Genomic DNA, 25,388 nt, shown 5'->3' on the forward strand with positions numbered 1-25,388 from the left:
AGTCGGAGGTCTCAAATATTTTTGATAAAGCTGTGATAATGTGAAAAAATTGCGTAAATTTGCATCGTAATTTTAACGACAATAGGTTAAAACAATTTTTTATATATCCAATAACTATGAAGATTGAGAAAATTATCGGCCGTGAAGTTCTTGACTCACGTGGCAATCCTACTGTTGAGGTAGACGTAATCCTTGAATCCGGCGCACGTGGCCGCGCTTCAGTTCCCTCTGGAGCATCCACTGGTGTCAACGAGGCTCTTGAGCTTCGCGACGGTGACAAGTCACGCTATATGGGCAAGGGCGTACAGAAGGCTGTAGCTAATGTCAACGGACCTATCGCCGAGGCCCTCAAGGGTATGAGTGCTCTCGACCAGATCAGAATTGACGAGACTATGCTCGCTCTTGACGGAACTGAGACTAAGAGCAACCTTGGAGCAAACGCTATCCTTGGCGTGTCTCTTGCTGTCGCTAAGGCTGCTGCCGATTACCTCGACCTCCCCCTCTACAAATACATCGGTGGCTGCAACACTTGCAGTCTTCCTGTTCCTATGATGAACATTATCAACGGTGGCGCACACTCTGACGCTCCCATCTGCTTCCAGGAGTTCATGATCCGTCCTATCGGCGCATGCTGCTTCAAGGAGGGTATCCGTATGGGCACTGAGGTGTTCCACAATCTTAAGAAGGTGCTCCATGACCGCGGTCTCTCTACTGCTGTAGGTGACGAGGGTGGTTTCGCTCCTGCTCTTGACGGAACAGAGGACGCTCTTAACGTTATCATCAAGGCTATCGAGGCTGCCGGTTATGTACCTGGCAAGGATGTTACAATCGGTCTTGACTGTGCATCTTCCGAGTTCTACAAGGATGGTGTGTACGACTACACCTGGAAGGAAGGCGAGGGTGCTCCCAAGCGCACTTCAGAGCAGCAGGCTCAGTACCTCAAGGAGCTCGTTGAGAAGTTCCCCATCGATTCTATCGAGGATGGTATGAGCGAGAATGACTGGGCTGGCTGGAAAGTCCTCACTGACCTTATCGGCGACCGTTGCCAGCTCGTAGGTGACGACCTGTTCGTGACCAACGTTAAATACCTCAAGCGCGGTATCGAAGAGGGTTGCGCTAACTCTATTCTTGTTAAGGTTAACCAGATCGGTTCGCTTACCGAGACTCTCCGTGCGGTTGAGCTCGCTCAGCGTAACGGTTACACTGCTGTCATCTCTCACCGCTCAGGCGAGACCGAGGACGCTACTATCGCCGATATCGCAGTAGCTACCAACGCAGGTCAGATCAAGACCGGTTCTGCAAGCCGTTCTGACCGTATGGCTAAGTACAACCAGCTTCTCCGCATCCAGGAAGAGCTTGGTGCTGATGCTGAATATGGCTATGGCAAGCGCACAAAGCGTTCATGCTAATTTGTCGTAATGATTGCGTAGGCTGCTTTTAGGCCTTATGCCATAATGTATGATGCGTGCTCAGTTGTGAGTGCGCATCATTTTTTTTATTGTTAAGCTGCATATTTGTTTTCCATGAAAAAAGACAAAAATAATGTTGTGTTGAAGTAGAATGTGTGAAGTAGTTGATACTCAGTTTTATAGCTGCTATTTTGGTGTGTTGTAAATCAATATTCTTCAAATGTTAAATAACTGTTAAACATGGTCTAAAAATTTGGATGGTGATGGAAGAATGTCTACCTTTGCACTCGCTTTTGGGAATCACCCCTCGCAGCGGCGAGACGGTCCAGAAGGAGGAACGCTTGAAAGGCCCCCGAAGTTCGGGGAGAGATGTTAAAAGAATGTTAAAAACATCGAAAAGTTTGCAGGAATGAAAATTTCGCAGTAACTTTGCAGAACATTTCGCAAGAGTTCTCCGGTCAGTTTCCGGAAGCGCGAACAGAGTACATTGAAAAGAATTACAATAGACAAGTTAGAAAGTAGTACAAGGGTCATCACGGCCCCGATCCCGGGGAGTGATGATGTTCTCAAGTCAATTCTACAACTATCCATATAAGTCAGCGTCCACAGGGCAGGCGAACCACCGTCGAGCGAAAGCAACAAACAACAAATCGGTTTCTGTTGCTTGATTTCAACTGAAAAGAAGAAAAATAAGACAATAGAAAACAGCGGAGAGTTTGATCCTGGCTCAGGATGAACGCTAGCGACAGGCTTAACACATGCAAGTCGAGGGGCAGCGGGGGAGCAGCAATGCTCCTGCCGGCGACCGGCGCACGGGTGAGTAACACGTATGGAACCTGCCCGCAGCAGGGGGATAAGCGGAAGAAATTCCGTCTAATACCGCGTAACACCGCGGAGGGGCATCCCTCGGCGGTTAAAGATTCATCGGCTGCGGATGGCCATGCGGCGCATTAGCTAGTCGGCGGGGTAACGGCCCACCGAGGCGACGATGCGTAGGGGTTCTGAGAGGAAGGTCCCCCACACTGGTACTGAGACACGGACCAGACTCCTACGGGAGGCAGCAGTGAGGAATATTGGTCAATGGCCGGGAGGCTGAACCAGCCAAGTCGCGTGAGGGAAGACGGCCCTACGGGTTGTAAACCTCTTTTGTCAGGGAGCAAGAGGCGGGTCGGGACCTGCTGTGAGAGTACCTGAAGAAAAAGCATCGGCTAACTCCGTGCCAGCAGCCGCGGTAATACGGAGGATGCGAGCGTTATCCGGATTTATTGGGTTTAAAGGGTGCGCAGGCGGAGGCACAAGTCAGCGGTAAAATCGCGGGGCTCAACCCCGCTCCGCCGTTGAAACTGTGTCCCTTGAGTGCGCGAAGGGTAGGCGGAATGCGTGGTGTAGCGGTGAAATGCATAGATATCACGCAGAACTCCGATCGCGAAGGCAGCCTACCGGCGCGCAACTGACGCTCATGCACGAAAGCGTGGGTATCGAACAGGATTAGATACCCTGGTAGTCCACGCAGTAAACGATGAATGCTATCTGTCCGGCCGGAATGACGGCTGGGTGGCACAGCGAAAGCGTTAAGCATTCCACCTGGGGAGTACGCCGGCAACGGTGAAACTCAAAGGAATTGACGGGGGCCCGCACAAGCGGAGGAACATGTGGTTTAATTCGATGATACGCGAGGAACCTTACCCGGGCTCAAACGACGCAGGGATGTATGTGAAAGCATACAGTCCTTTCAGGACCTGCGTCGAGGTGCTGCATGGTTGTCGTCAGCTCGTGCCGTGAGGTGTCGGCTTAAGTGCCATAACGAGCGCAACCCCCATCTTCAGTTGCCATCAGGTAGAGCTGGGCACTCTGGAGAGACTGCCGGCGCAAGCTGCGAGGAAGGCGGGGATGACGTCAAATCAGCACGGCCCTTACGTCCGGGGCGACACACGTGTTACAATGGCAGGTACAGCGGGAAGCCAGGCGGCGACGCCGAGCGGAACCCGAAAACCTGTCTCAGTTCGGATCGGAGTCTGCAACCCGACTCCGTGAAGCTGGATTCGCTAGTAATCGCGCATCAGCCATGGCGCGGTGAATACGTTCCCGGGCCTTGTACACACCGCCCGTCAAGCCATGGAAGCCGGGGGTGCCTGAAGTGTGCAGCCGCAAGGAGCGCCCTAAGGTAAAACCGGTGACTGGGGCTAAGTCGTAACAAGGTAGCCGTACCGGAAGGTGCGGCTGGAACACCTCCTTTCTGGAGCCGACGGCACAACGGACAGCGGCGCGGCCGCGACAGTCCGGCCATAGCCTCGGACGCCCGACAGGAAGTCTGCAGAAGAGACACAGACGAGGGCATCCTCCGGGTCATACCCGGAGCCCTGTACACTTTCGACGGTCTATTGACCTACAACCGAATCCCGGCAGGTCCACGGCCGCGCGCAATGCGCGGCGGATACGGCAGCGTGGCGGGCGGCACGAGGGGGACTCCCCGCCGCCAGGTCCGCAGCACGCTATCGGCAGCCGGCGACACGGGAGGGGGGATTAGCTCAGCTGGCTAGAGCACCTGCTTTGCAAGCAGGGGGTCAACGGTTCGAATCCGTTATTCTCCACTCAGAAGAGAGGACATTGACATACTGGAAGCGCGCATCAATTAAAAGTTGATGCGAAGCGAATCGAAGAAAACGAGTAACACAAATCAAAGAGCAAGCAACACTGCAACCCTGCTGAGTGAGAATGATGCAGGCGAGGGTGTTCTACTGGAAAAACCGATTGGATTACTTACAGGTCATAAAGAAAGGAGAGAAGGGCACATGAAGGATGCCTGGGCTCTCGGAGGCGACGAAGGACGTGACAAGCTGCGAAAAGCCGCGGGTAGGAGCAAATATCCTGTGATCCGCGGATGTCCGAATGGGGCAACCCGGCGCGGGCGACCGCGTCACCACCCTTGAAGGGTGGAGCGAACCCGGGGAACTGAAACATCTCAGTACCCGGAGGAAAAGAAAATAACCCAATGATTGCGCAAGTAGTGGCGAGCGAACGCGCAGGAGCCCAAACCGGCGGTGTCGAGGCACCGACCGGGGTTGTAGGACCGCCAAAGAATGGACAGGACAAGCGTAGCCGAACCCACTGGAAAGTGGGGCCGCAGCGGGTGACAGCCCCGTAGGCGAAACGCGCGTCGTGACAGAGGCGGCACCTGAGTAAGCCGGGACACGAGGAATCCTGGCCGAATCCGCGGGGACCATCCCGCAAGGCTAAATACTACCGAGAGACCGATAGCGAACCAGTACCGTGAGGGAAAGGTGAAAAGAACCTCGAACAGAGGAGTGAAACAGACCCTGAAATCATGTGCCTACAAGCGGTCGGAGCCCTTTCGTGGGGTGACGGCGTGCCTTTTGCATAATGAACCTACGAGTTGCCGGCGGCGGCGAGGCTAAGGGGCTCAGCCCCGGAGCCGGAGCGAAAGCGAGTCCGAAGAGGGCGTGCACAGTCACCGTCGGCAGACGCGAAACCAAGTGATCTACCCTTGGGCAGGATGAAGGTGAGGTAACACTCACTGGAGGTCCGAACCGGTAAGCGTTGAAAAGCTTTCGGATGACCTGAGGGTAGGAGTGAAAGGCCAATCAAACTTGGAGATAGCTCGTACTCCCCGAAATGCATTTAGGTGCAGCCTCGGGCTCAGTACCGTGGAGGTAGAGCGACTGATAGGATGCGAGGGCTTCACCGCCTATCAAGTCCTGACAAACTCCGAATGCCACGGCACGGTCCCCGGGAGTGAGGGCGCGGGTGCTAAGGTCCGCGTCCGAGAGAGGAACAACTCAGACCACCGTCTAAGGCCCCGAAATCCGGGCTAAGTTGAAGACAATAACGAGGTGGGACCGCAAGGACAGCTAGGATGTTGGCTTGGAAGCAGCCATTCATTTAAAGAGTGCGTAACAGCTCACTAGTCGAGTGGTCCCGCATGGATAATAATCGGGCATAAGCCCGGTGCCGAAGGCGTGGACCTGCCGAAGATTCGGCGGGTGGTAGGGGAGCATTCCGGTAGCCGCGGAAGGTTGGGCGCGAGCCTGGCTGGAGGCCCCGGAAAAGCAAATGTAGGTATAAGTAACGACAAGGGGAGCGAGAAACTCCCCCGCCGTAAGACCAAGGGTTTCTGATCAACGCTAATCGGATCAGAGTCAGTCGGGACCTAAGGCGCAGCCGCAAGGCGTAGCCGATGGAAGAAACGGTCAACATTCCGTTACTCGGTATGAGAGCGATGTGGAGACGGAGAAGTGACACTCCCGCGCGCTGACGGAATAGCGCGTTGAACCGCAAAGGTATACGCCGCCCAGGCAAATCCGGGCGGAGTGCCGAAGCGGGACAGTACGGCGAGCCCCCGGGCGAGCCGACAGCGGAGGTAACCATGCTCCCGAGAAAATCCGCTAAGCATATCCCATGCCGACCCGTACCCTAAACCGACACAGGTGGTCGGGTAGAACATACCAAGGCGCTCGAGAGATTCACGGTTAAGGAACTAGGCAAACTGACCCCGTAACTTCGGGATAAGGGGTCCCCTCCTCCGGGAGGGGCGCAGAGAATAGGTCCAGGCAACTGTTTAACAAAAACACAGGGCTGTGCGAAATTGAAAGATGAAGAATACAGCCTGACACCTGCCCGGTGCCGGAAGGTTAAGAGGAGATGTCACAGCAATGGAAGCATTGAATTGAAGCCCCGGTAAACGGCGGCCGTAACTATAACGGTCCTAAGGTAGCGAAATTCCTTGTCGGGTAAGTTCCGACCTGCACGAATGGTGTAATGATCCGGACACTGTCTCAACCGTGAGCTCGGTGAAATTGTAGTATCGGTGAAGATGCCGATTACCCGCAACGGGACGAAAAGACCCCGTGAACCTTTACTGCAGCTTAGCACTGTGACCGGGCGTGCGATGTGTAGGATAGTCAGGAGGCAGAGAACCGGCGACGCCAGTCGCCGAGGAGCCGACGTTGAAATACTGACCTTCGCACGTTTGGTCTCTAACCCGCGGTGCGGGGACACTGCTTGGTGGGTAGTTTGACTGGGGTGGTCGCCTCCAAAAGAGTAACGGAGGCTTCTAAAGGTGCGCTCAGGCCGATTGGTAACCGGCCGTGGAGTGTAATGGCACAAGCGCGCTTGACTGAGAGACATACAGGTCGAACAGGTAGGAAACTAGAGCATAGTGATCCGGTGGTTCCGCATGGAAGGGCCATCGCTCAAAGGATAAAAGGTACTCCGGGGATAACAGGCTGATCCCTCCCAAGAGCTCATATCGACGGAGTGGTTTGGCACCTCGATGTCGGCTCGTCACATCCCGGGGCTGGAGAAGGTCCCAAGGGTTAGGCTGTTCGCCTATTAAAGTGGCACGCGAGCTGGGTTCAGAACGTCGTGAGACAGTTCGGTCTCTATCTGTTGTGGGCGCGGGAGATTTGCGAGGCCCCGACACTAGTACGAGAGGACCGTGTCGGACCGACCACCGGTGAGCCGGTTGTACCGCCAGGTGCACCGCCGGGTAGCCGCGTCGGGCCAGGATAAGTGCTGAAAGCATCTAAGCACGAAGCCCCCCTCAAGATAAGATCTCCACATAAGGGCCGTCCGAGACGAGGACGTCGATAGGTCGCAGGTGCAAGCGCGGCAACGCGTTCAGCCGAGCGATACTAATCGCCCAAACCCTTTCTCAGGGAGACATCCCTCAAAACATGTAAATAATAGAAAACCGGCCGGGTGGCCCCGCGATGGCATCATCAGCGGAGGCAACAGGACCCGTTTCCGGGAGTGGTCCGACGCCAGAGAGTCCCGCGTGCGATCATCGCGGGTCCGTCAGACACACCTTCCGGTGGTGCTTGCCGGAGTGTTACCGGGGACTAATCACGGCACACGGATGCCGTCAAGAGTCACGGTTCGCAGCTTCCAGCGTGCCTTTCTTCTACCGAACTAAGGCGGCCATAGCGTGAGGGCTCCACCTCTTCCCATTCCGAACAGAGCAGTTAAACCTCACCACGTCGATGATACTGCGAAAGCGGGAAAGTAGATAACCGCCCCTTCCCGAGCCCCGAGGACCAGAGTCCCGGGGCTCTTCTTTTATGTGCCCCCAAGGGCGGCGGGACCCCCATGCCACCGCACCCTTATTCCGCCGCCGCCACCATCGCGCTTCCGTCCCTCGCTCCTGCGTTTCCGCATCCTTTTCCGCACCGCCGCCCTTTCCTGCCACAGCCTTTCCAGCCAGCCTTTCCTTGCCATCGGACGCACTATCACTGTCCCCCCTGTCCGCCTACGGTCGTCCGGCTAAACTTATTATTTCAAGCACTCTTGCTCATATTTATTTTATTAGCTGAGTAAAATGTTGTATTTTTGTATCTTGAAACCTAAGTAAACATTTTCATTCCGGATGGAAAAGGATTCTAAGATTTATGTTGCCGGTCATAGAGGAATGGTAGGTTCTGCTATAGTACGTGAACTTGTCAGACAGGGTTATAACAATATCCTGACTCGTTCTCATGCTGAACTTGACCTTATCTCTCAGGAAGCTGTCAATGATTTCTTTGCCAAGGAGAAACCTGAGTATGTGTTTCTTGCGGCTGCTAAGGTAGGTGGTATTGTTGCCAATCAGTCTGCCTTGGCCGACTTTATGTATGACAATATGATGCTTGAAATGAATGTGATTCATGCAGCCTGGAAAAACGGTTGCAAAAAACTCGAATTTCTCGGCTCGTCATGCATATATCCGCGTATGGCACCACAGCCTATGTCGGAAAGCTGCCTGTTGACCTCCGAACTCGAAAAAACCAATGAGGCGTATGCCCTTGCTAAGATATCGGGACTGAAATATTGTGAGTATCTTAATCGGCAGTACGGCACCGATTACATATCGGTGATGCCAACCAATCTTTATGGTCCCAATGATAATTATCATCCTGAACATTCACATGTGCTTCCTGCTTTGATAAGGCGTTTTCATGAAGCTAAGGAGCAGGGATTGAGTGAAGTGACATGCTGGGGTGACGGAAGTCCTCTACGGGAGTTTCTTTATGTTGATGATCTTGCCGACCTGTGTGTGTTCCTGATGAACAATTATTCGGGTAACGAGACTGTCAATGCAGGGACCGGAAAGGAGGTGACAATAAGGCAGCTTACGGAGCTTGTGGCTCGGGTGGTAGGTTACGATGGGGATGTGGTGTGGGATACAACGCGTCCCAATGGCACCCCGCGCAAGCTTCTTGACGTGTCAAAGGCTGCCGGTTTGGGTTGGACTTACCGTACGGAGCTTGAGGACGGTATCCGGCTTGCCTATAAGGATTTCCTGACCAATACTATGCGTGCCGAACGTTAAACTGACTAAAATTATGCCCAATATATCTCAAAATCAACCACAGTCGCCAAAAACTAAGAATCGTTCTGTTCGTGGCTTGATAGTAACGATGTGGATCGTGTTCTGTGCGGCATTCGCCGGACTGTTCCTGTTCCTGTATCTCGTTTATAACGGTGTTGTAGGATATATGCCTCCTGTCGAAGAGCTTAAGAATCCTACTGACCGTTTTGCGTCAGTGCTCTATTCTGCCGACGGCAAAGAGATCGGCAGATATTTTGTCGGAACAGGCAACCGCGTGTATGCCGATTTTGATGAAGTGTCGCAGCATGTCATAGATGCGCTTATTTCCACTGAGGATGTGCGCTTTGAGGAGCATTCCGGTATAGATATGCGAGGTCTTGGTCGTGTGCTTTTCAAGACTGTGCTTATGGGCAACAAGAATGCAGGAGGCGGATCTACGCTTACCCAGCAGCTCGCCAAGCAGCTGTATTCTCCTGAAAGTTCGGGATTGCTTGCCCGTGCGATGCAGAAACCTATAGAGTGGATGATCGCTGTCAAGCTTGAACGCTTCTATTCCAAGGAGGAGATAATAAAGATGTATCTCAATCAGTTTGACTTCCTGTATAATGCTGTTGGCATCAAGAGTGCCGCATTCATCTATTTCGGCAAGGAGCCCAAGGATCTTAAGATAGAGGAGGCCGCGACACTGGTGGGCATGGTGAAGAATCCTTCCTATTATAATCCGGTGAGACAGAATGAACGCACGCGCCAGCGCAGAAATGTAGTGTTGCAGCAGATGCATAAGGCAGGCAAGCTTTCGGATGCCGAGCTTGATTCGCTGTCGGCACTTCCGCTGAAGCTTAATTTCCATCGTGTCGATACAAAGGATGGCATAGCTCCTTATTTCCGTGAGGAGCTTCGCAGGATGCTCCGAGCCAAGCGTCCTGAGCGTTCCAATTATCGCGGATGGGAGACTCAGAAATATGTTGACGATTCTATTGCATGGGAGACCAATCCGCTGTATGGCTGGATCGAGAAGAACCCAAAGCCCGACGGATCTAAGTATGATATATACAACGATGGACTGAAGATATACACCACTATCGACTCGCGTATGCAGCAGTATGCTGAAGAGGCGGTTGCAGAGCATCTCGGCGGAGATCTCCAGAAGGCATTCTTCCGTGAAAAGCGTGGCACAAAGGGTGCGCCTTACACTACCGATCGTGCCGAGCTTTCAGAGATCAGGCGCAACCATCTCATACGTAACGCAATGAAGAATACCGACCGTTACCGTACGATGGTGAAGTCGGGTGCATCGCGCGAGGAGATTGACAGGGCGTTCAACACTCCGCGTGAAATGAAGGTGTTCTCTTATTCAGGATCGATTGACACTGTTATGACCCCTCTTGATTCGGTGCTTTACCACAAGCATTTCCTGCGCACCGGATTTATGGCGATGAATCCTCTGAACGGACATATCAAGGCGTATATCGGAGGTCCTGATTTCGGTTACTTCCAGTATGACATGGTGTCGACAGGCCGCCGACAGATAGGATCTACAGTGAAGCCGTTTCTCTATACTTATGCTATGGAGGAGGGATTCACTCCTTGTGACGAGTTCTCCAACACTCAGCCTGTGCTGACTGATGAGGCCGGCAGGGTGTGGGCTCCGCGAAATGCAGGAAGTGCAAGGGTAGGAGAGATGGTTGATCTTAAGTGGGCACTTACCAACTCTAACAACTGGATCTCCGCACGGCTTATATCTCAGCTCTCACCGTCGTCGCTTGTGAGGACGATGCACAACTTCGGAATCACAGCCAAATTGCCTCCGGTGATGTCGTTGTGTCTCGGTCCGGCTGATGTTTCGGTAAAAGAGATGGTGACAGCATATTCCGCATTTGCGAATAATGGTATGAGGGTCGATCCGATGTTCGTTACTGCCATTGCTGACAATAACGGGAACATAATATCGGAATTCTCACCACGCCATACCGAGGTGATATCCGAAAAAGCTTATTTCAGGATACTTTCCATGCTGCTCAATGTGGTCAACGAGGGTACCGCCCACCGTGTGCGTTCGCGTTTCGGTCTGACAGCCCAGATGGGAGGAAAGACCGGTACCACCAACTATAATGCCGACGGATGGTTTATGGGATTCACTCCTGAACTTGTAGCCGGCACTTGGGTTGGGGGTGACGAACGTTTTATTCACTTCAATACCATGGCTTACGGTCAGGGTGCATCGATGGCACTTCCGATCTATGGCAGATTTATGAAGAAGGTATACAACGACCCGACATTGAAGTATTCTCAGTCCAAGCGGTTTAATTTCCCTGCCAATATAGATCTCTGCGAGAAGGAATTCTACGGCTATTACGATGAAGAGCCGGATGCCGACAATAATGCAGAGGAGTCGTCGATAGAGGGTGTGTTCGATTGAACCAGCAGTTGTATAAAACGATAAGAGTGTATAATAAGATATTATTATGGATCAGGATTTAAAGAAAGAACTTTCGCATGATACAGACGGTCTGTTGACCTATGAGTATATAGCCAATCATATAGGACAGTGTGACGACATTATGGATGAGCTGGTCGACAATATGAATTTTGTTGACGGAAACGGTCAGTTCGTTGTGTCGGCGGCTCGTTATCTTCATGCTATCGATCACGAACGTTATGCGGCGGCGATAGACCGTCTTGTGGCATTGGCAATAGAGAAGGACCGTGAGCACCGCTATCTTCCTGCACTGATCGAGGGGCTTTACGGTGCCGATTACCGTATGAGGGCCGACGAGCTTTCAGCATCCGACGATAACTTTCGCCGCATCTATAAGCGCATTCAGCCCAGCGACGCTTTTTAGGCTTCCAACCAGGTGCGATCGCGCAGACGCCGATGTCGGAGCAGTCGTTTATATAAGGCGGTTGTAGAATTTTCGCAGATTGTCGCGAAGTGTTTCGGTTGAGAAATTCTTTAGATGTTCTTTGCCTCCGTCAGAGAGCTGTTGGCGAAGGTTTCTGTCAGAAAGCACCTGTCTCATAGCATCGGCAAGCTCGTCAGGAGCGAATGGATTGCAGTATATGGCACCTGCTCCACCTGCTTCCTCAAGGCACGATCCGGTCGCAGCTATCACCGGTACTCCTGATGCCAATCCTTCCAGTACCGGTATGCCGAAGCCTTCGAAATAAGAGAAATATATAGCCGCCTGTGAGCCTTGATACAGAGCCGGCAGCCGGTCGAAGGTCACATTGTTGATGATCCGTACGCGGTCAGTTATGCCGAGCGACTGGATTTCGTATTCCAGTTTTTCCTGTAGCGAGGTGTGTTTGCTCACGATCACCAGCGGGATTTCCGGATCATTGAGTCTGGCAAGAGCTTTTACAATTGTTGAGTGGTTCTTACGGTCCTCGATCGTGCCCACGTTCAGCATGTATCGTTCCGGAATATTGTATTCATCACGCACACGGCGTATTTTTTCCGGCGATTCTTTGTGATAGAATGCCGGATTGCATCCCTGGTATACCACATCGATCTTGTCAGGGTCAGTGTGATAGAAATCAATGATATCACGTTTGGTCTGCTCGCTTATAGCAATGATGCGTGTAGCAGTCTTGCAGGCATATCGTGTTTTTCTTTCGAGTATCAGTCGTGACAGCAGGTCATAGGTATTGGGATAACGGAGGAATATCAGGTCGTGTATAGTCACGGCAGTAGGGATATCTGCCGATGATATCCCGAATGGCAGTTCGTTGCTAAGCCCGTGAAAAAGGTCTAAACAATCCTTGCGTATGTCATTGATCATGCCATGGTTGCGCCACCAGTGCCTTCCTATGGATGATGTGGCTGAAGGATACACATATCTCACATTACCGTTCTCCAGTAGTTCGCGACGGCATCTGTCGTCACCGTATTTGGGAGTGTACAGCACACATTCGTCATTGCCGTCGGCAGAAAGTATATTGACGAGCCCACGGCTATAGTTGCCGATACCAGTGAGGTTGCTTACTATTTTTTTTGCGTCAAAACCGATTCGCATATTGTATCCTTTTTGTTGCAAAGGTATCACTTTTTTATGTTTTTGGAAACAGTCGGGTCTCAGCTAAAGGAAAATCACTACAAAATTCCTTTCAAAGACAGGACAGTATATAAATTTTGTATAACTTTGCATATATATGTCCGTCCGGAATGTGAGAACCGTTTCTGATGGTCTATGATACCGTTAATGATATGATTGAGAATACTACGTCACCGCTTTTTTCAATACTCATCCCCACATGGAACAATCTTGAGATACTTAAGCTATGTGTGAGGAGCATAGAGAATAATTCAAGTTTCTCTCATGAGATATTGGTTCATATCAACGATGGCAGTGACGGCACTCTTGACTGGGTGAAAGAAAAAGGCATCAGGCACACTCATTCAGCAGGCAATATAGGTGTATGCTGGGCATTGAACCGATTGCGCTCATTGGTGAGCACTGATTACATTGTGTTCTTCAATGATGATATGTATGCATGCCCCGGGTGGGATAAGGCTTTCTATGATGAGATAAAGGCTCTCGGGCATAAGGATTTTTTCCTTGCCTCGACCACGATTCAGCCTTTGGCTCATAACCTGAGGAGTATAGGTGTTCCTGTAGCCGATTATGGACGTACGGTCGGGGAGTTTGATGAAAGTTCATTGCTCCGGGATGTCAGGGATATGAATGTGCCTGACACAAAGGGAGCTGTGTGGCCTCCGAATATTGTGCATCGTGACATGTGGGATCTTGTAGGAGGATACAGCATAGAGTACACTCCCGGACTGGGTTCCGATCCTGACTTTTCAGCCAAGTTATGGATGGCGGGTGTGAGATACTTCAAGACCTTGGGTTCGAGCATGTGTTACCATTTTATGAGCGCGTCGGTCAACAGAGTCAGGAAAAATGTAGGACATCTCCAGTTCTTGCGCAAATGGGATATCACTCCGAGAGTTTTTCTTCGGGATTTTCTTGAAGTGGATGCCGTGTGGAAGGGTGATCTGTGCCTTCAGGACTGCATAAAGAACTGATAAGATGCGATGCCAAGAGGTTGCTTACGGTCATGCAGGACTCAAGGTCTCCAAAATTATGGGACAACGAATTCAGACAGAATGAATGATATGGCATAGGCTGGCGGTCGGACAGTCCGGTATGTCAGTGTTGATTCCGGTTCGATAAATGACATAGATATAATTTCGATAATGAAAAAACAATTAATAACCCTATTTGTGATCTTTGCCGCCACAGTCGGACTGTCGGCGTGCAAAACCGAAAACAGTATGACACAGCAAAACAACGGATCAGAGGCTCAGGATTCAATAGTCCCAGCAGCCTACACAATTCAGCCCGGAGATGTGAAGGTGGTGCTCAACACCTCGCTCGGCGACATCACACTACTTCTATATGGTGACACCCCGCGCCATCGCGACAATTTTATAAAGAGAGTGGAAGCCGGTGATTATGATGGTGTCCTATTCCATCGTGTGATCAGCGACTTTATGGTTCAGACAGGTGATCCCGACTCCAAGAATGCTCCCAAAGGGAAAATGCTTGGCATGGGGGATGCCGGGACTGAGATTGAGGCAGAATTCCTGTTCCCTAAGCATTACCATCATCGCGGGGCTATAGCTGCTGCCCGCAAGGGTGATCAGGTGAATCCTGAGAAGAAGTCGTCAGGGTCACAGTTCTATATAGTCACCGGTAAGAAATATACCAAGGGTCAGATTGATCAGATGGAGCATCGCGCTATTGTGCAGCACAAGCAGGAGGTGTTCAATAAGCTTGTAGCCGAGAATACCGACAGCATCAAGGCTCTGCGCCGCAACAGGGATACTGCCGGGCTTCAGGCATTGCAGGAACAGCTTGCCAAAGAGACTGAGCGTATCACTGCCGATGTCACATCGATATACACTCCCGAGATGCGTGCCGATTATATGGCAAACGGCGGAACTCCTCATCTCGACGGTTCGTACACTGTGTATGGTCGCGTTCTTGAGGGCATGGATGTGGTAGATAAAATCGAGAAAGCCGAGACTGATGCCAACGATCGTCCTATAGAGGATATCAAGATCATTTCAGCAAAGGTTGTGAAATAATTCAATACAGGCATATCTGTATCCGGAAAATAACAGTCCGTGATGAGGCTTGTACAAAGGCTCATCACGGACTGTTATTTTTGGAAAGAAGCAAGCGTGTCGCCAAGGAGCTGTTTCAGTGGATTGGCATAGTAACGGAAGTCGTTCATTTCGCGTATGGATTTGGCGAAAATCGGTTCGTATTCGTGCAGTAGCAATCGTGACTGTAGATGGGTTAGAGTTTCAGTAAACAGTTTGTCGATCGCGTTATTGGTTGAATCGTTAAGAGTGTCGTGCGTGGCAACCTTACACAGTTCCAATATGGAGAAAGCCATAAGCTCGCCTACAGCTTCATCTCCGGGATCGAGAATTGATAATTTTTTGATGGTAGCCCTTATGCGCGGAATGCGTGGTCGGTGAGCGCGTCTCACATACCGTTGTACCTCTTTCAGGATGGTCTTTTTATATTCATCGAGTTTCTTTGCTATGTCAGGCACGGCGTAGAAGTCGAGAATCTCTTTTGCCTCCTTGCTTTTGGTGTATATATCGAGAATCAGCTGACGCAGTTCGCCGGCATCGAATCCCTCAAGCGATTTCTTAACGGTGGTTTTTGACATTTCTGTAAAAAAATAATGCCGGGAGGATGAAGATAAATCCTCCCGACATTTTAACGTATTATAATGGCTGTGGGTTTACTTTGAGTAGCCCTTGATGCCTTTTTCGAGGAACTGTGTGAAGCCAGGGATATTCTCTTCATATGAGAATGGACCTGAGAGGAGGCTACCATTTTCGTCGAGAGTCACATAGTAGGGCTGAGCGTTGGCGTTGAACTTGTAACGCTGCAGGTAGCTCCACTTGTCACCATAGGTGTAAAGAGTGACCTCCTTGCCGAATTCTGTAACCTTGATAGGTTCGGGAAGTGCTTTCTTTTCGTCAACCATGAGCTTGATGACTACGAAGTTGTCGAGGATCATATTCTTGACATTGGGATCGTCGAGCACTGCGCCTTCCATCTTACGGCAGTTCACACATCCGTAGCCGGAGAAGTCGATGAGTACCGGTTTCTTCTCTTCGGCGGCAGCCTTCATGCCTTCCTCATAATCGTCATACTCCTTGAAGCTTTCGCCATAAAGGTTGAAGTCCTGGGTGTACAACGGCGGAACGAACGCGCTCACGCCCTTGAGGGGTGCGCCCCAGAGACCAGGGATGAGGTAGACTGACATTGACAGTGATATCATAGCAAGGAAGAAGCGGAACACTCCGATGCTTGAATCGGCAGGACCGTAGTGTGAGAAATTGAATTTCCCGAGCAGATAGAGACCGAGCAGTGCGAATAGTACAATCCAAAGAGCCAGGAATATTTCGCGGTCAAGTATGTGCCAGCCGTAAGCGAGGTCGGCAACAGAGAGGAACTTGAGCGACAATGCGAGCTCTATGAAACCGAGCACTACCTTGAGGGTGTTCATCCAGTCGCCTGAGCGGGGTGCCGACTGGAGCATGGTGGGGAACATTGCAAAGAGCATGAACGGCAGCGCAAGAGCGGTGGAGAAGCCGAGCATACCGATGGCGGGGCCCCACATGTTGCCCTGTGATGCAGCTTCCACGAGAAGGGTACCGATGATGGGACCTGTACAGGAGAATGATACCAGGGTAAGGGTGAATGCCATGAAGAAGATGGAGAGCAGGCCGGAGGTGCGCTCGGCTGATGCGTCCATACGGTTGCTCCATGAAGCAGGAAGCTTTATGTCGAACGCTCCGAAGAACGAGATGGCAAAGACTACGAGGAGCAGGAAGAAGATGATGTTGAATGTGGCTGAGGTTGAAAGCTCATTGAGCTTGCTTGCACCGAAGATGGCGGTGATGATAAGACCGAGTGCCACATAGATTATGATGATTGAGAGACCGTAGATCACAGCGTCACGGATTGACTTGCTGCGGTCCTTACCTTTCTTAAGGAAGAAGCTTACGGTCATTGGTATCATGGGCCATACACACGGAGTGAAGAGGGCTACGAGACCTCCGAGGAAGCAGGTGAAGAATATGTACCAAAGAGAGCCTTCCGAGATGGATGTGGCTTCGGAGGCATCCTCGTATGTTACAGGGGTCCAAAGGTCGGATGGTGCTGCACTGTCGTCAGTAGCAGCTGCTGTTGAGGCTACGCTGTCAGTGGCTACGGAGTCGGTAGCTGCGACAGTTTCTTCCGCAGCGGGTTCCTCTTTAGTCTCGGCAGGCTCTGCTTTCTCCTCTACAGGAGCGGCGGCAGCCTTGACTTTAGCGGTACCGTTGAAAGAGAATGTCTCGCGTGATGGGGGGACACAGTTCTCATCGTTGCAGGCACCGTAACGCACCATTGCTTCAATGGCAAATTCAGGCTTGGTTGCGGTAAAATTCTGGGTGATGGTCACTCCCTCGGTCCACCAGGCAAGCTCCATGCCAAACATTTCGTCCATCTGGCGGTGAGGTGCCTTTGAAGGTGTGAATTTGCCGTCGAGCTTCACTCCGTCGAGTTTGGGGAATGTGAGTTCAAAGGGTTGCGGACCACCGTCAGCAATGTCGTGGGAGTACATGTGCCAGCCATACTGGATGGCAGCGGTCAGAACTATTTTTCCCTTGTCGTCACCGGTCATAGTCATTTCTGATTTCCAGGTGACCGGGGTCATGATCTGGGCTCCGGCTGTGCCGGCGAGTGCCAGGATAGCAATTAAAATTGCAAAGAAACGTTTAAACATGATGATTGGTAAAGATTCAATGGTGCAAATGTACAAATTTCTGTTAATTAATGGCAAGTTTTAGTGGGAAATTTTTATTATGTTCAGTATCAATCTATCGCACGTTTCACTTCGTCTACTCCGGGTATAATGGAAATGTGGCGCATGATTGATTGCAGTTCCGTGAATGAATGCACCGAGAAAGTGATGGAGCATGTCACGATGGCATCCTCTGACACGGAGTGAAGGGTGTCGATTGAGAGGTTAAGGTCGTTGGTGATGCAGTCCACGAGGTCAATCAGCAGATGGTAGCGGTCGACTGCGCGTATGTTGATGGTGACAGGGTAGAGAGTGTCGTCGGGCTTGAATTCCACCGACACTATGTTGTCCCCCTTCTGCGATGCGAGCCGTATAGCTATAGGGCAGTCACGTTTGTGCAGTGTGATGTTTCCGTCGGAATCCTTGAAGCCGATCACTTCCTCTCCCGGCATTGGGTTGCAGTCGGGGCATCGGCGGTAGAGCGGGCGCGGCTGTTGTTTAAGATAGTTGGTTATGGCGCGGCGAGCCTTGTAGGTCAATGCTGTGTCGAGCCATTCATCGGTGGGGTGTATGTCAGGATCGGTGAACACTTCCACGATGTCTCCGCGGTGGAGACGTGTCTTTACCGATGCGAGAAGCTGGTTGTTGATGCGGGCATATTTTGCATGAAGCCCGAGCTCGGTGTGTACCTCAAAGGCGAAGTCCATCACTGTGGCACGCTGAGGGAGAACTATAGGTTTGCCTTGCGGGGTGAATGTCATTATATCGTCGTTGTAGAACGATCTTACCACCTCTTCGATGAAGCTTTCACCCTCCTGTCCGCGGGCAGCGATGTCGCGGAGCACCATACGGAACTTTTTGATCCATTGCCATATGTTGTCCTCATTGCGGCTTGCCACGCATCCAAGCTGAGAGTCACGTATCATGCGTTCGCTGCTGATGTGTACCTCCTGCCATCTGCCGAACGAGGCAAGGAGCTTTACATGATAGCTCTGGTAGCCGTTTTCCTTTGGCGAGTCGATGTAGTTGGCGATTCCTCCCGGCTTTTCCTTGAACCTGTCGGTGAGTATGGAATATATGCGCATCACCATGTCTTTCTCGGCTTTTCCTTCCGGGGCGTCAAACACTACTTCAGTGAAATGCCGGTATTTCAGGTGATTGAAGTCGTCGCCGAATTTCCGCATCTTTCTCCACAGGCTGTAAGGCTTGCGGTATTCTATATAGACACGGGCATTTATGCCGTGGGACGAGAGTGTGTCGCGGATTTCGTCGCAGAATTTTTTGAGGCGTTCGCGTTGCAGGTCCTCGTCACGGGCTATCATTGTGGTGAGGTCCTCATATTCATGTGGGCAACGGAATTTCAGGCTGAGGTTCTCAAGTTCGGTCTTTACGTTGTATAGTCCAAGGCGGTTGGCAAGCGGTGCGTAGAAATAGTCGGTCTCGCCTGCTATTTTCATCTGCTTGTCGGGGAGCATCGACGAAAGGGTGCGCATGTTGTGAAGTCGGTCGGCAAGCTTTACGAGGAGGGCCCGTATGTCGTACTGCACCGAGTCGAGCATCTGTTTGTAGTTGTCGACCTGTTTTGACTCGTCATACTTGTCCTTTTTCTGCTTTGTGACTACGCGCACCAGGAACGCGACATCGTGACCGAACCGGCTCTCTATGTCATCGATGGTGAAATCGGTGTCCTCTACCACGTCGTGCAGGAATGCTGCAATCACCGGATTGGTACTGAGCATAAGTTCCTTTGCGCATATTGTGGCTACGGCTATGGGGTGGAGTATATAGGGTTCCCCGGTCTTGCGTTTCTGGTCGGCATGGGCATGTCGCGCCAGGTCGAATGCCTGGTGCAGCCGTACCATATCTTCCTCGGGCACACGCCCTTCCATCGCCTCGAATACTACTTGAGATCTCTCGTCGATAAGCTTTTCATAGTCCACGCTCATATGCATGAAGTCGGATTTAAGAAATTTAGCCGCAATTTAGCAAATAATTACCAAATAATAGCAAAAAAGAGCGGATATTTATGTCCGGAGCATGGTTTTTTCAGACTTCCTTTCCCGCTGTACGGAGCTCATGACGCCACCCATCGTGATTATGCCACTCCGATAAGTTCTATTTCAAACACGAGTGTCGAGCCGCCGGGTATGCCGGGCTGATTGGACTTTCCATATGCCTGTTCTGCCGGATGTACACTTCCCATTTGTCACCGACATGCATCTGCTGGAGAGCGATGATCCATCCGGGTATCAGTTCGCGGAGCCTGAACGCAGGGGCTACTCCACCACGGCTGCTGTCGAATGTCTTGCCGTTGATGGTCTTGCCGGTGTAATGCACTGTGACCACACTGCCTCGGTTGGGCGATTTGCCTTCCGGATTGCCTCGTTTCAGGGGTTTATAATATATGCCCTTGTCGAGAGGCTTTACACCTGTTTCAAGGGCTTTTGCCGCAAGCCATTCGCGGTTCTTCTGTATGTATTCCTGTTTTGCCATTCTATGTTGCTTGAATCCATGATTGCCAGAGCAAAGATAATACATTTGTCCAAGCCGTACAATATTTTCCGGACAGGTATGTCGAAAGTCGTTTTTTTGATATTTTAAGGCGGGGATGGGGCAAGGGTGGAAAAATTTTAGTAACTTTGCGACTTCCAAACACATTAATATACGAAATTAAAGTAAAAAAATACAGTACGATACAATGGCTACCCAGGAAGATGTATTTAAGAAAATAGTGAGCCATGCCAAGGAGTATGGTTTTGTGTTCCCTTCAAGCGATATCTATGACGGTCTTTCAGCTGTGTATGACTACGGTCAGAATGGCGTGGAGCTCAAAAACAATATCAAGCGTTACTGGTGGGATTCCATGACTCTCCTTCACGAGAATATCGTGGGCATTGACTCTGCGATCTTTATGCACCCTACCATATGGAAGGCTTCCGGTCATGTGGATGCGTTCAACGATCCTCTGATTGACAACAAGGATTCCAAGAAGCGTTACCGCGCCGATGTGCTCATCGAGGAGCAGATAGCCAAGATCGAGGATAAGATCGAGAAAGAGGTAGCAAAGGCTGCCAAGCGTTTCGGCGAATCGTTTGACGAGGCAATGTTCCGTCAGACCAACCCCAGGGTGCTTGAGCACGCAGCGAAGCGCGAGGCTCTTCATGAGCGTTTCGCTCAGGCGATGAACGACAGCAATCTCGACGAGTTGCGTCAGATAATAATTGATGAGGAGATAGTTTGTCCCATCTCAGGCACAAAGAACTGGACCGAGGTGCGTCAGTTCAATCTCATGTTCAAGACCGAGATGGGCTCCACTGCTGATGGTGCGATGGCTGTGTATCTGCGTCCTGAGACTGCCCAGGGTATATTTGTCAACTATCTCAATGTGCAGAAGACCGGACGTATGCGCATACCTTTCGGTATCGCTCAGATAGGAAAGGCTTTCCGCAATGAGATCGTAGCGCGTCAGTTCATCTTCCGTATGAGGGAGTTCGAGCAGATGGAGATGCAGTTCTTTGTTCGCCCTGGCTCTGAGATGGAATGGTTCAAGACCTGGAAGGAGTTCCGTCTGCGCTGGCACAAGGCTCTCGGGCTCGGCGATGAGAAGTACCGCTATCACGATCATGAGAAGCTTGCACACTATGCAAACGCTGCCACCGATATCGAATTCCAGATGCCTTTCGGATTCAAGGAGGTTGAGGGTATACATTCCCGCACTGACTTTGACCTGTCGCAGCATGAGAAGTTCTCGGGCAAGAAGATCCAGTATTTCGATCCTGAGCTCAACGAAAGCTACACGCCGTATGTTATAGAGACATCCATTGGTGTTGACCGCATGTTCCTCAGTGTGCTGTGCTCAAGCTACGAGGAGCAGCCTCTTGAGGGTGGCGACACCCGCGTGGTGCTTCATCTTCCTGCGCCTCTCGCACCTGTGAAGTGTGCTGTCATGCCTCTTGTCCGCAAGGATGGTCTACCTGACAAGGCTCGTGAGATCGTCAACGATCTTAAGTTTGATTTTGCGACCCACTATGAGGAGAAGGACTCCATCGGCAAGCGTTACCGCCGTCAGGATGCCATCGGTACACCTTTCTGTATCACTGTGGACCATCAGACTCTTGAGGACAATACCGTCACTCTGCGTGAGCGCGACTCCATGGAGCAGACCCGCGTGAGTGTCGACGATCTCCACAAGATTATTCACGACCGAGTATCACTCAACTCCCTTCTCCGCAAGCTCGGCTGATTTACAGTCCATGTGTATGAGCTTGTGAAAAATTAAAAATAATTCACTATGAGACATTTCAAAATTTTTATCCTATTGCTTGCCATGCTCCCGGCATTGAGCTCGTGCAACTACAATTCTCTTGTAGAGCAGAAGCAGGGTGTGGAGCAGCAGTGGGCTGAGGTGCAGAATCAGTATCAGCGTCGCGCCGATCTGATCCCCAACCTTGTCAATACGGTCAAAGGGTATGCCACTCACGAGAGTTCGACTCTGGAGAAGGTGACCCAGGCTCGTGCCGCAGCTACTTCGGTAAATATAAGTGCCGATAATCTCAATGAGGAGACAATGGCAAAGTTTCAGGCTGCGCAGAATCAGCTTACCGGAGCCCTTAAGTCACTTCTTGCTGTCACTGAGGCATATCCCGATCTTAAGGCAAACGAGAATTTCCGTGATCTCCAGGTGCAGCTCGAAGGCACCGAGAACCGTATAGCAACTGCCCGCGGACGTTACACCGAGGCTGTGGCAGGATACAATACAGCCATAAAGAAATTCCCAACCGTGATATATGCCGGATGGTTCGGCTTCACACCCCAGCCACAGTTTAAAGCCGATGATGCCGCACAGCGCGCACCTGAAGTTCAATTCTAAAAGTGAAATGAAGTACTCAAGACTAAGCATATTGCCCCTTATGATGGTAGCGGCTTCCGTTGTTGTGAGCTCATGCAACGATGACGACAAGTCCACCTGGGAGCAGTACAAGGAATGGCGTGAAGCTAACGAAGCCTATTATGACACCCAGAAGTATATGATGGAGGATGGAGAGAATGTGTACACTACTCTCACTCCGTCATGGAATTCCGGTGCCAGCATACTTATCAGATATCTATCCGACCGGAGCAAGACAGAGGGCAACCTCTCGCCTATGCTCAATTCTACTGTCAAGGTCAAGTATATAGGACGTCTCTACAATGATGTGGCATTTGACTCATCCTATCTGCGCCCCGACAGTGTGAGCCTGTTCAATGTGTCGGAGGTGGTGCCCGGCTGGACTACAGCCCTGCAATATATGAGAGTCGGCGACAGTGCCAGGATTGTGCTCCCTTATATGCAGGCTTACGGAGTGTCAGGATCAAGCTCGGGATCGATACCTCCGTACTCGACTCTTGTGTTCAATTTGAAGCTTGTTGACATTGTGGACTACGAACGTCCGTGATATCACTGTCGGATTGAGTCAGGAAAAAGTATAGAGCATGGATTTCGTATTACAGTCCACCGCATCCGGCAGCAATGCGCGTGCCGGACTTATCACTACCGACCATGGCGTTATCGAGACTCCCATATTTATGCCTGTGGGTACGCTCGGTAGCGTGAAATCGGTGCATCAGCATGAGTTGCGTGATGATATCAAGGCTCAGATAATTCTGGGCAACACCTATCATCTGTATCTCCGTCCGGGCATAGATATTCTTGAGAAGGCGGGCGGTCTGCACAAGTTTAATGGCTGGGAGCGACCCATCCTTACGGATAGCGGTGGCTTTCAGGTGTTTTCACTCGCTGCCAACCGCAAGCTCACCGAGGAGGGCGCATGGTTTCGTTCGCATATAGATGGCTCCAAGCATCTGTTCACTCCGGAGAGCGTGGTCGATATAGAGCGTAGTATCGGCGCCGATATCATGATGGCACTTGACGAGTGCCCCCCGGGTACCGCCGACATTGACTATGCCCGCAAGTCGTTGCGCCTCACTCAGCGTTGGCTTGAGAGAGGATGGAAGCGATACAAGGAGACTGAAGGGAGGTATGGTTACCGTCAGGCTTATTTCCCTATAGTCCAGGGTGTGGTGTACCCCGAGCTGCGCAGGGATGCTGCCAAGCATGTGGCTGACCTCGGAGCTGACGGAAATGCCATTGGCGGACTTGCTGTCGGTGAGCCTACCGAGGTGATGTACGATATGATAGAGGTGGTGAATGAAATACTTCCTGCCGACAAGCCCCGTTACCTCATGGGTGTGGGGACACCTGCCAATATCCTTGAGGCGATCGACCGCGGTGTCGACATGATGGATTGTGTTATGCCTACGCGTAACGGCCGTAACGGCATGCTGTTCACTGCTCATGGCATAATGAACATGCGTAACCGCAAGTGGGCTGACGACTTTTCCCCTATCCAGGAGGACGGTCCGTCATATGTGGACCGCACCTATACCAAGGCATATCTTCGCCATCTGTTCATATCCGACGAGATCCTTGCCATGCAGATCGCGTCGATCCATAACCTTGCGTTCTATCTGTGGCTTGTAGGTGAGGCGCGCAGGCACATCATCGCCGGTGACTTCAAGGTGTGGAAAACCGAGATGGTGGAACGAGTGACAAGAAGACTGTAATCCTCCTACGCAGACCACTGACTATGAAGATTCTCGATTGGTACATCATCCGCAAGTTCCTCGGGACATATGTGTTCGCCATATTCCTTATATTGGCGATCACGGTGATGTTTGACATCAATGAGAAACTCGACGCCTTCCTTAAGGCTCCGCTCAAGGCTACTGTATTTGATTACTTCCTCAATTTTCTGCCTTATTTCGCCAATCAGTTCAGCCCGCTGTTCACGTTTATCGCTGTGATATTCTTTACATCCAAGCTGGCCGACAATTCGGAGATAATCGCAATGCTCTCCACCGGGATGAGCTATCGACGGCTGCTGCGTCCATATCTGATCAGTGCCACTGTGATTGCCGCTCTTACCTATGTGCTGAGTGCCTATATCATCCCTCCTGCCAATGTGAAGCGTATAGATTACACCAACACTTACGTGAAGAACAAGCGTGTGGACTATGGTACGAATATTCAGCTCCAGGTGGCGAAAGGGGAGATTGCCTATATGTCGCGTTACGACAATCTTCAGAAGACTGGATACAAGTTCTCGCTTGAGCGTTTTGACGGAAAGACCCTTGTGTCGCGCCTCACGGCGCAGTCCATACGCTGGGACACTCTCCATCAGTGGACAGTGCGCGACTATATGATCCGTGATTTTGAGGGGCAGCATGAGAAGATACGTCGCGGCAACCGTCTTGACACTATTATCCCTATAGAGCCTCGTGATTTCCTTATCTCCAAGAATGACCAGGAGATGCTCACATCGCCAGCTCTCACTGAATACATCGACCGTCAGAAGGAGAGGGGTGTGGCTAATATCAAATCGTTTGAGATCGAAAAGCACCGGCGTTACGCCATGACGGCAGCCGCGTTTATTCTCACAGTGATAGGCATGTCATTGTCATCCAAGAAAGTCAAGGGCGGCATGGGTGTGAACATCGGTATAGGGCTGGTGTTGAGTTTCAGCTATATCCTGTTTATGACAGTCACATCTACCTTTGCTGTGTCGGGCTATACTTCTCCTATGATAGCCATGTGGATTCCTAACATACTCTACACTTTCATAGCCATTTATCTCTATTACCGCGCCTCACACGGCTGATCAATAAATCAGAGAAACCGGATTACAATATTAAACGAGGGCATGTCAAACCAATGACATGCCCTCGTTCCGCACATATGGCGGAGCCACATTAATACTACCAAATTATCGCAAAACCGTAAAAATAAATGTGCATTT

The 25,388-nt window shown here is 51.1% G+C and carries 16 protein-coding genes, 1 tRNA gene, 3 rRNA genes and 1 pseudogene; 16 read left to right on the forward strand and 5 right to left on the reverse strand.

From position 1 onward, the window contains the following. The first annotated feature begins 116 nt into the window (after nucleotides 1–116). The 9 genes from eno to EZ315_RS06840 all read left to right on the forward strand — a co-directional run bounded on the left by eno (nucleotide 117) and on the right by EZ315_RS06840 (nucleotide 11,576). Entirely contained in the window at nucleotides 117–1,409 is a 1,293-nt protein-coding gene (eno, locus tag EZ315_RS06800; protein ID WP_135471418.1) for a phosphopyruvate hydratase, read from the forward strand. 704 nt (nucleotides 1,410–2,113) lie between these two features. Next, nucleotides 2,114–3,645, forward strand: a 16S ribosomal RNA gene (locus EZ315_RS06805). 281 nt (nucleotides 3,646–3,926) lie between these two features. After that, nucleotides 3,927–4,000: transfer RNA gene (locus tag EZ315_RS06810), tRNA-Ala, on the forward strand. A 181-nt stretch (nucleotides 4,001–4,181) separates the two neighbouring features. Next, a 23S ribosomal RNA gene (locus EZ315_RS06815) occupies nucleotides 4,182–7,084 on the forward strand. A gap of 254 nt (nucleotides 7,085–7,338) precedes the next feature. Next, nucleotides 7,339–7,447, forward strand: a 5S ribosomal RNA gene (gene rrf, locus EZ315_RS06820). Together the 16S, 23S and 5S rRNA genes with 1 tRNA gene alongside form the textbook arrangement of a ribosomal RNA operon. A 41-nt stretch (nucleotides 7,448–7,488) precedes the next feature. Continuing rightward, nucleotides 7,489–7,692 (forward strand): hypothetical protein, encoded by a 204-nt coding sequence (locus EZ315_RS06825; RefSeq protein ID WP_135471419.1) that lies wholly within the window; start codon nucleotides 7,489–7,491, stop codon nucleotides 7,690–7,692. Nucleotides 7,693–7,791: 99 nt separating this feature from the next. Next, the gene (locus EZ315_RS06830) at nucleotides 7,792–8,733 is read left to right on the forward strand and encodes a GDP-L-fucose synthase family protein (RefSeq protein WP_135471420.1); all 942 of its coding nucleotides are present in this window, start codon (nucleotides 7,792–7,794) and stop codon (nucleotides 8,731–8,733) included. A gap of 13 nt (nucleotides 8,734–8,746) precedes the next feature. Next, nucleotides 8,747–11,152, forward strand: coding sequence for a transglycosylase domain-containing protein (locus EZ315_RS06835; protein WP_242452526.1), 2,406 nt, complete (start codon nucleotides 8,747–8,749; stop codon nucleotides 11,150–11,152). Between the two features lie 46 nt (nucleotides 11,153–11,198). Further along, complete coding sequence (locus EZ315_RS06840; RefSeq protein WP_135471421.1) at nucleotides 11,199–11,576, forward strand: hypothetical protein; 378 nt, start codon at nucleotides 11,199–11,201, stop codon at nucleotides 11,574–11,576. A gap of 48 nt (nucleotides 11,577–11,624) precedes the next feature. On the opposite strand, the gene EZ315_RS06845 is transcribed toward EZ315_RS06840, so the two are convergent. Next, complete coding sequence (locus EZ315_RS06845) at nucleotides 11,625–12,749, reverse strand: glycosyltransferase family 4 protein (RefSeq protein ID WP_135471422.1); 1,125 nt, start codon at nucleotides 12,747–12,749, stop codon at nucleotides 11,625–11,627. Between the two features lie 191 nt (nucleotides 12,750–12,940). On the opposite strand from EZ315_RS06845, the gene EZ315_RS06850 reads away from it, so the two are divergent. Both EZ315_RS06850 and EZ315_RS06855 read left to right on the forward strand, forming a co-directional pair. Further along, nucleotides 12,941–13,762, forward strand: coding sequence for a glycosyltransferase family 2 protein (locus tag EZ315_RS06850; RefSeq protein ID WP_242452527.1), 822 nt, complete (start codon nucleotides 12,941–12,943; stop codon nucleotides 13,760–13,762). 171 nt (nucleotides 13,763–13,933) lie between these two features. Next, the gene (locus tag EZ315_RS06855) at nucleotides 13,934–14,827 is read left to right on the forward strand and encodes a peptidylprolyl isomerase (protein WP_242452528.1); all 894 of its coding nucleotides are present in this window, start codon (nucleotides 13,934–13,936) and stop codon (nucleotides 14,825–14,827) included. 74 nt (nucleotides 14,828–14,901) lie between these two features. Here EZ315_RS06855 and EZ315_RS06860 read toward each other — a convergent pair whose 3' ends face one another. From EZ315_RS06860 to EZ315_RS06875, 4 genes and pseudogenes are all read right to left on the reverse strand, one after another. Further along, entirely contained in the window at nucleotides 14,902–15,423 is a 522-nt protein-coding gene (locus tag EZ315_RS06860; protein WP_135471423.1) for a hypothetical protein, read from the reverse strand. A 75-nt stretch (nucleotides 15,424–15,498) separates the two neighbouring features. Then, a complete protein-coding gene (locus EZ315_RS06865; protein ID WP_135471424.1) occupies nucleotides 15,499–17,535 on the reverse strand; it encodes a protein-disulfide reductase DsbD family protein in 2,037 nt (678 codons plus the stop codon). 89 nt (nucleotides 17,536–17,624) lie between these two features. After that, entirely contained in the window at nucleotides 17,625–19,499 is a 1,875-nt protein-coding gene (locus EZ315_RS06870) for a RelA/SpoT family protein (RefSeq protein ID WP_135471425.1), read from the reverse strand. Between the two features lie 149 nt (nucleotides 19,500–19,648). After that, nucleotides 19,649–20,046, reverse strand: a pseudogene (locus EZ315_RS06875) (FKBP-type peptidyl-prolyl cis-trans isomerase). Nucleotides 20,047–20,251: 205 nt separating this feature from the next. Between EZ315_RS06875 and EZ315_RS06880 the strand changes: the two are divergent. From EZ315_RS06880 to EZ315_RS06900, 5 genes are read left to right on the forward strand one after another with little or no spacing between them, the layout of a single operon-like run. Continuing rightward, a complete protein-coding gene (locus tag EZ315_RS06880; RefSeq protein WP_135471426.1) occupies nucleotides 20,252–21,796 on the forward strand; it encodes a glycine--tRNA ligase in 1,545 nt (514 codons plus the stop codon). Between the two features lie 48 nt (nucleotides 21,797–21,844). Continuing rightward, a complete protein-coding gene (locus EZ315_RS06885; RefSeq protein ID WP_135471427.1) occupies nucleotides 21,845–22,423 on the forward strand; it encodes a LemA family protein in 579 nt (192 codons plus the stop codon). A 40-nt stretch (nucleotides 22,424–22,463) separates the two neighbouring features. Further along, nucleotides 22,464–22,988 (forward strand): FKBP-type peptidyl-prolyl cis-trans isomerase, encoded by a 525-nt coding sequence (locus EZ315_RS06890; protein ID WP_170957487.1) that lies wholly within the window; start codon nucleotides 22,464–22,466, stop codon nucleotides 22,986–22,988. Nucleotides 22,989–23,025: 37 nt separating this feature from the next. After that, nucleotides 23,026–24,156, forward strand: a complete 1,131-nt coding sequence (tgt, locus tag EZ315_RS06895; RefSeq protein ID WP_135471429.1) for a tRNA guanosine(34) transglycosylase Tgt — start codon at nucleotides 23,026–23,028, stop codon at nucleotides 24,154–24,156. 23 nt (nucleotides 24,157–24,179) lie between these two features. Continuing rightward, nucleotides 24,180–25,250 (forward strand): LptF/LptG family permease, encoded by a 1,071-nt coding sequence (locus tag EZ315_RS06900; protein WP_135471430.1) that lies wholly within the window; start codon nucleotides 24,180–24,182, stop codon nucleotides 25,248–25,250. Nucleotides 25,251–25,388: the final 138 nt, after the last annotated feature.

Origin of the sequence: Duncaniella freteri, assembly GCF_004766125.1 — a bacterium.
In the GTDB taxonomy this organism is placed as follows: Bacteria; Bacteroidota; Bacteroidia; order Bacteroidales; family Muribaculaceae; genus Duncaniella; species Duncaniella freteri.

Excerpts from the sequence above, each read along its gene's own strand:
- eno (WP_135471418.1), top strand. The coding sequence starts at position 117 with ATGAAGATTGAGAAAATTATCGGCCGTGAAGTTCTTGACTCACGTGGC.
- EZ315_RS06830 (WP_135471420.1), top strand. The coding sequence starts at position 7,792 with ATGGAAAAGGATTCTAAGATTTATGTTGCCGGTCATAGAGGAATGGTA.
- EZ315_RS06835 (WP_242452526.1), top strand. The coding sequence starts at position 8,747 with ATGCCCAATATATCTCAAAATCAACCACAGTCGCCAAAAACTAAGAAT.
- EZ315_RS06840 (WP_135471421.1), top strand. The coding sequence starts at position 11,199 with ATGGATCAGGATTTAAAGAAAGAACTTTCGCATGATACAGACGGTCTG.
- EZ315_RS06845 (WP_135471422.1), bottom strand. The coding sequence starts at position 12,749 with ATGCGAATCGGTTTTGACGCAAAAAAAATAGTAAGCAACCTCACTGGT.
- EZ315_RS06850 (WP_242452527.1), top strand. The coding sequence starts at position 12,941 with ATGATTGAGAATACTACGTCACCGCTTTTTTCAATACTCATCCCCACA.
- EZ315_RS06855 (WP_242452528.1), top strand. The coding sequence starts at position 13,934 with ATGAAAAAACAATTAATAACCCTATTTGTGATCTTTGCCGCCACAGTC.
- EZ315_RS06860 (WP_135471423.1), bottom strand. The coding sequence starts at position 15,423 with ATGTCAAAAACCACCGTTAAGAAATCGCTTGAGGGATTCGATGCCGGC.
- EZ315_RS06865 (WP_135471424.1), bottom strand. The coding sequence starts at position 17,535 with ATGTTTAAACGTTTCTTTGCAATTTTAATTGCTATCCTGGCACTCGCC.
- EZ315_RS06870 (WP_135471425.1), bottom strand. The coding sequence starts at position 19,499 with ATGAGCGTGGACTATGAAAAGCTTATCGACGAGAGATCTCAAGTAGTA.
- EZ315_RS06880 (WP_135471426.1), top strand. The coding sequence starts at position 20,252 with ATGGCTACCCAGGAAGATGTATTTAAGAAAATAGTGAGCCATGCCAAG.
- EZ315_RS06885 (WP_135471427.1), top strand. The coding sequence starts at position 21,845 with ATGAGACATTTCAAAATTTTTATCCTATTGCTTGCCATGCTCCCGGCA.
- EZ315_RS06890 (WP_170957487.1), top strand. The coding sequence starts at position 22,464 with ATGATGGTAGCGGCTTCCGTTGTTGTGAGCTCATGCAACGATGACGAC.
- tgt (WP_135471429.1), top strand. The coding sequence starts at position 23,026 with ATGGATTTCGTATTACAGTCCACCGCATCCGGCAGCAATGCGCGTGCC.
- EZ315_RS06900 (WP_135471430.1), top strand. The coding sequence starts at position 24,180 with ATGAAGATTCTCGATTGGTACATCATCCGCAAGTTCCTCGGGACATAT.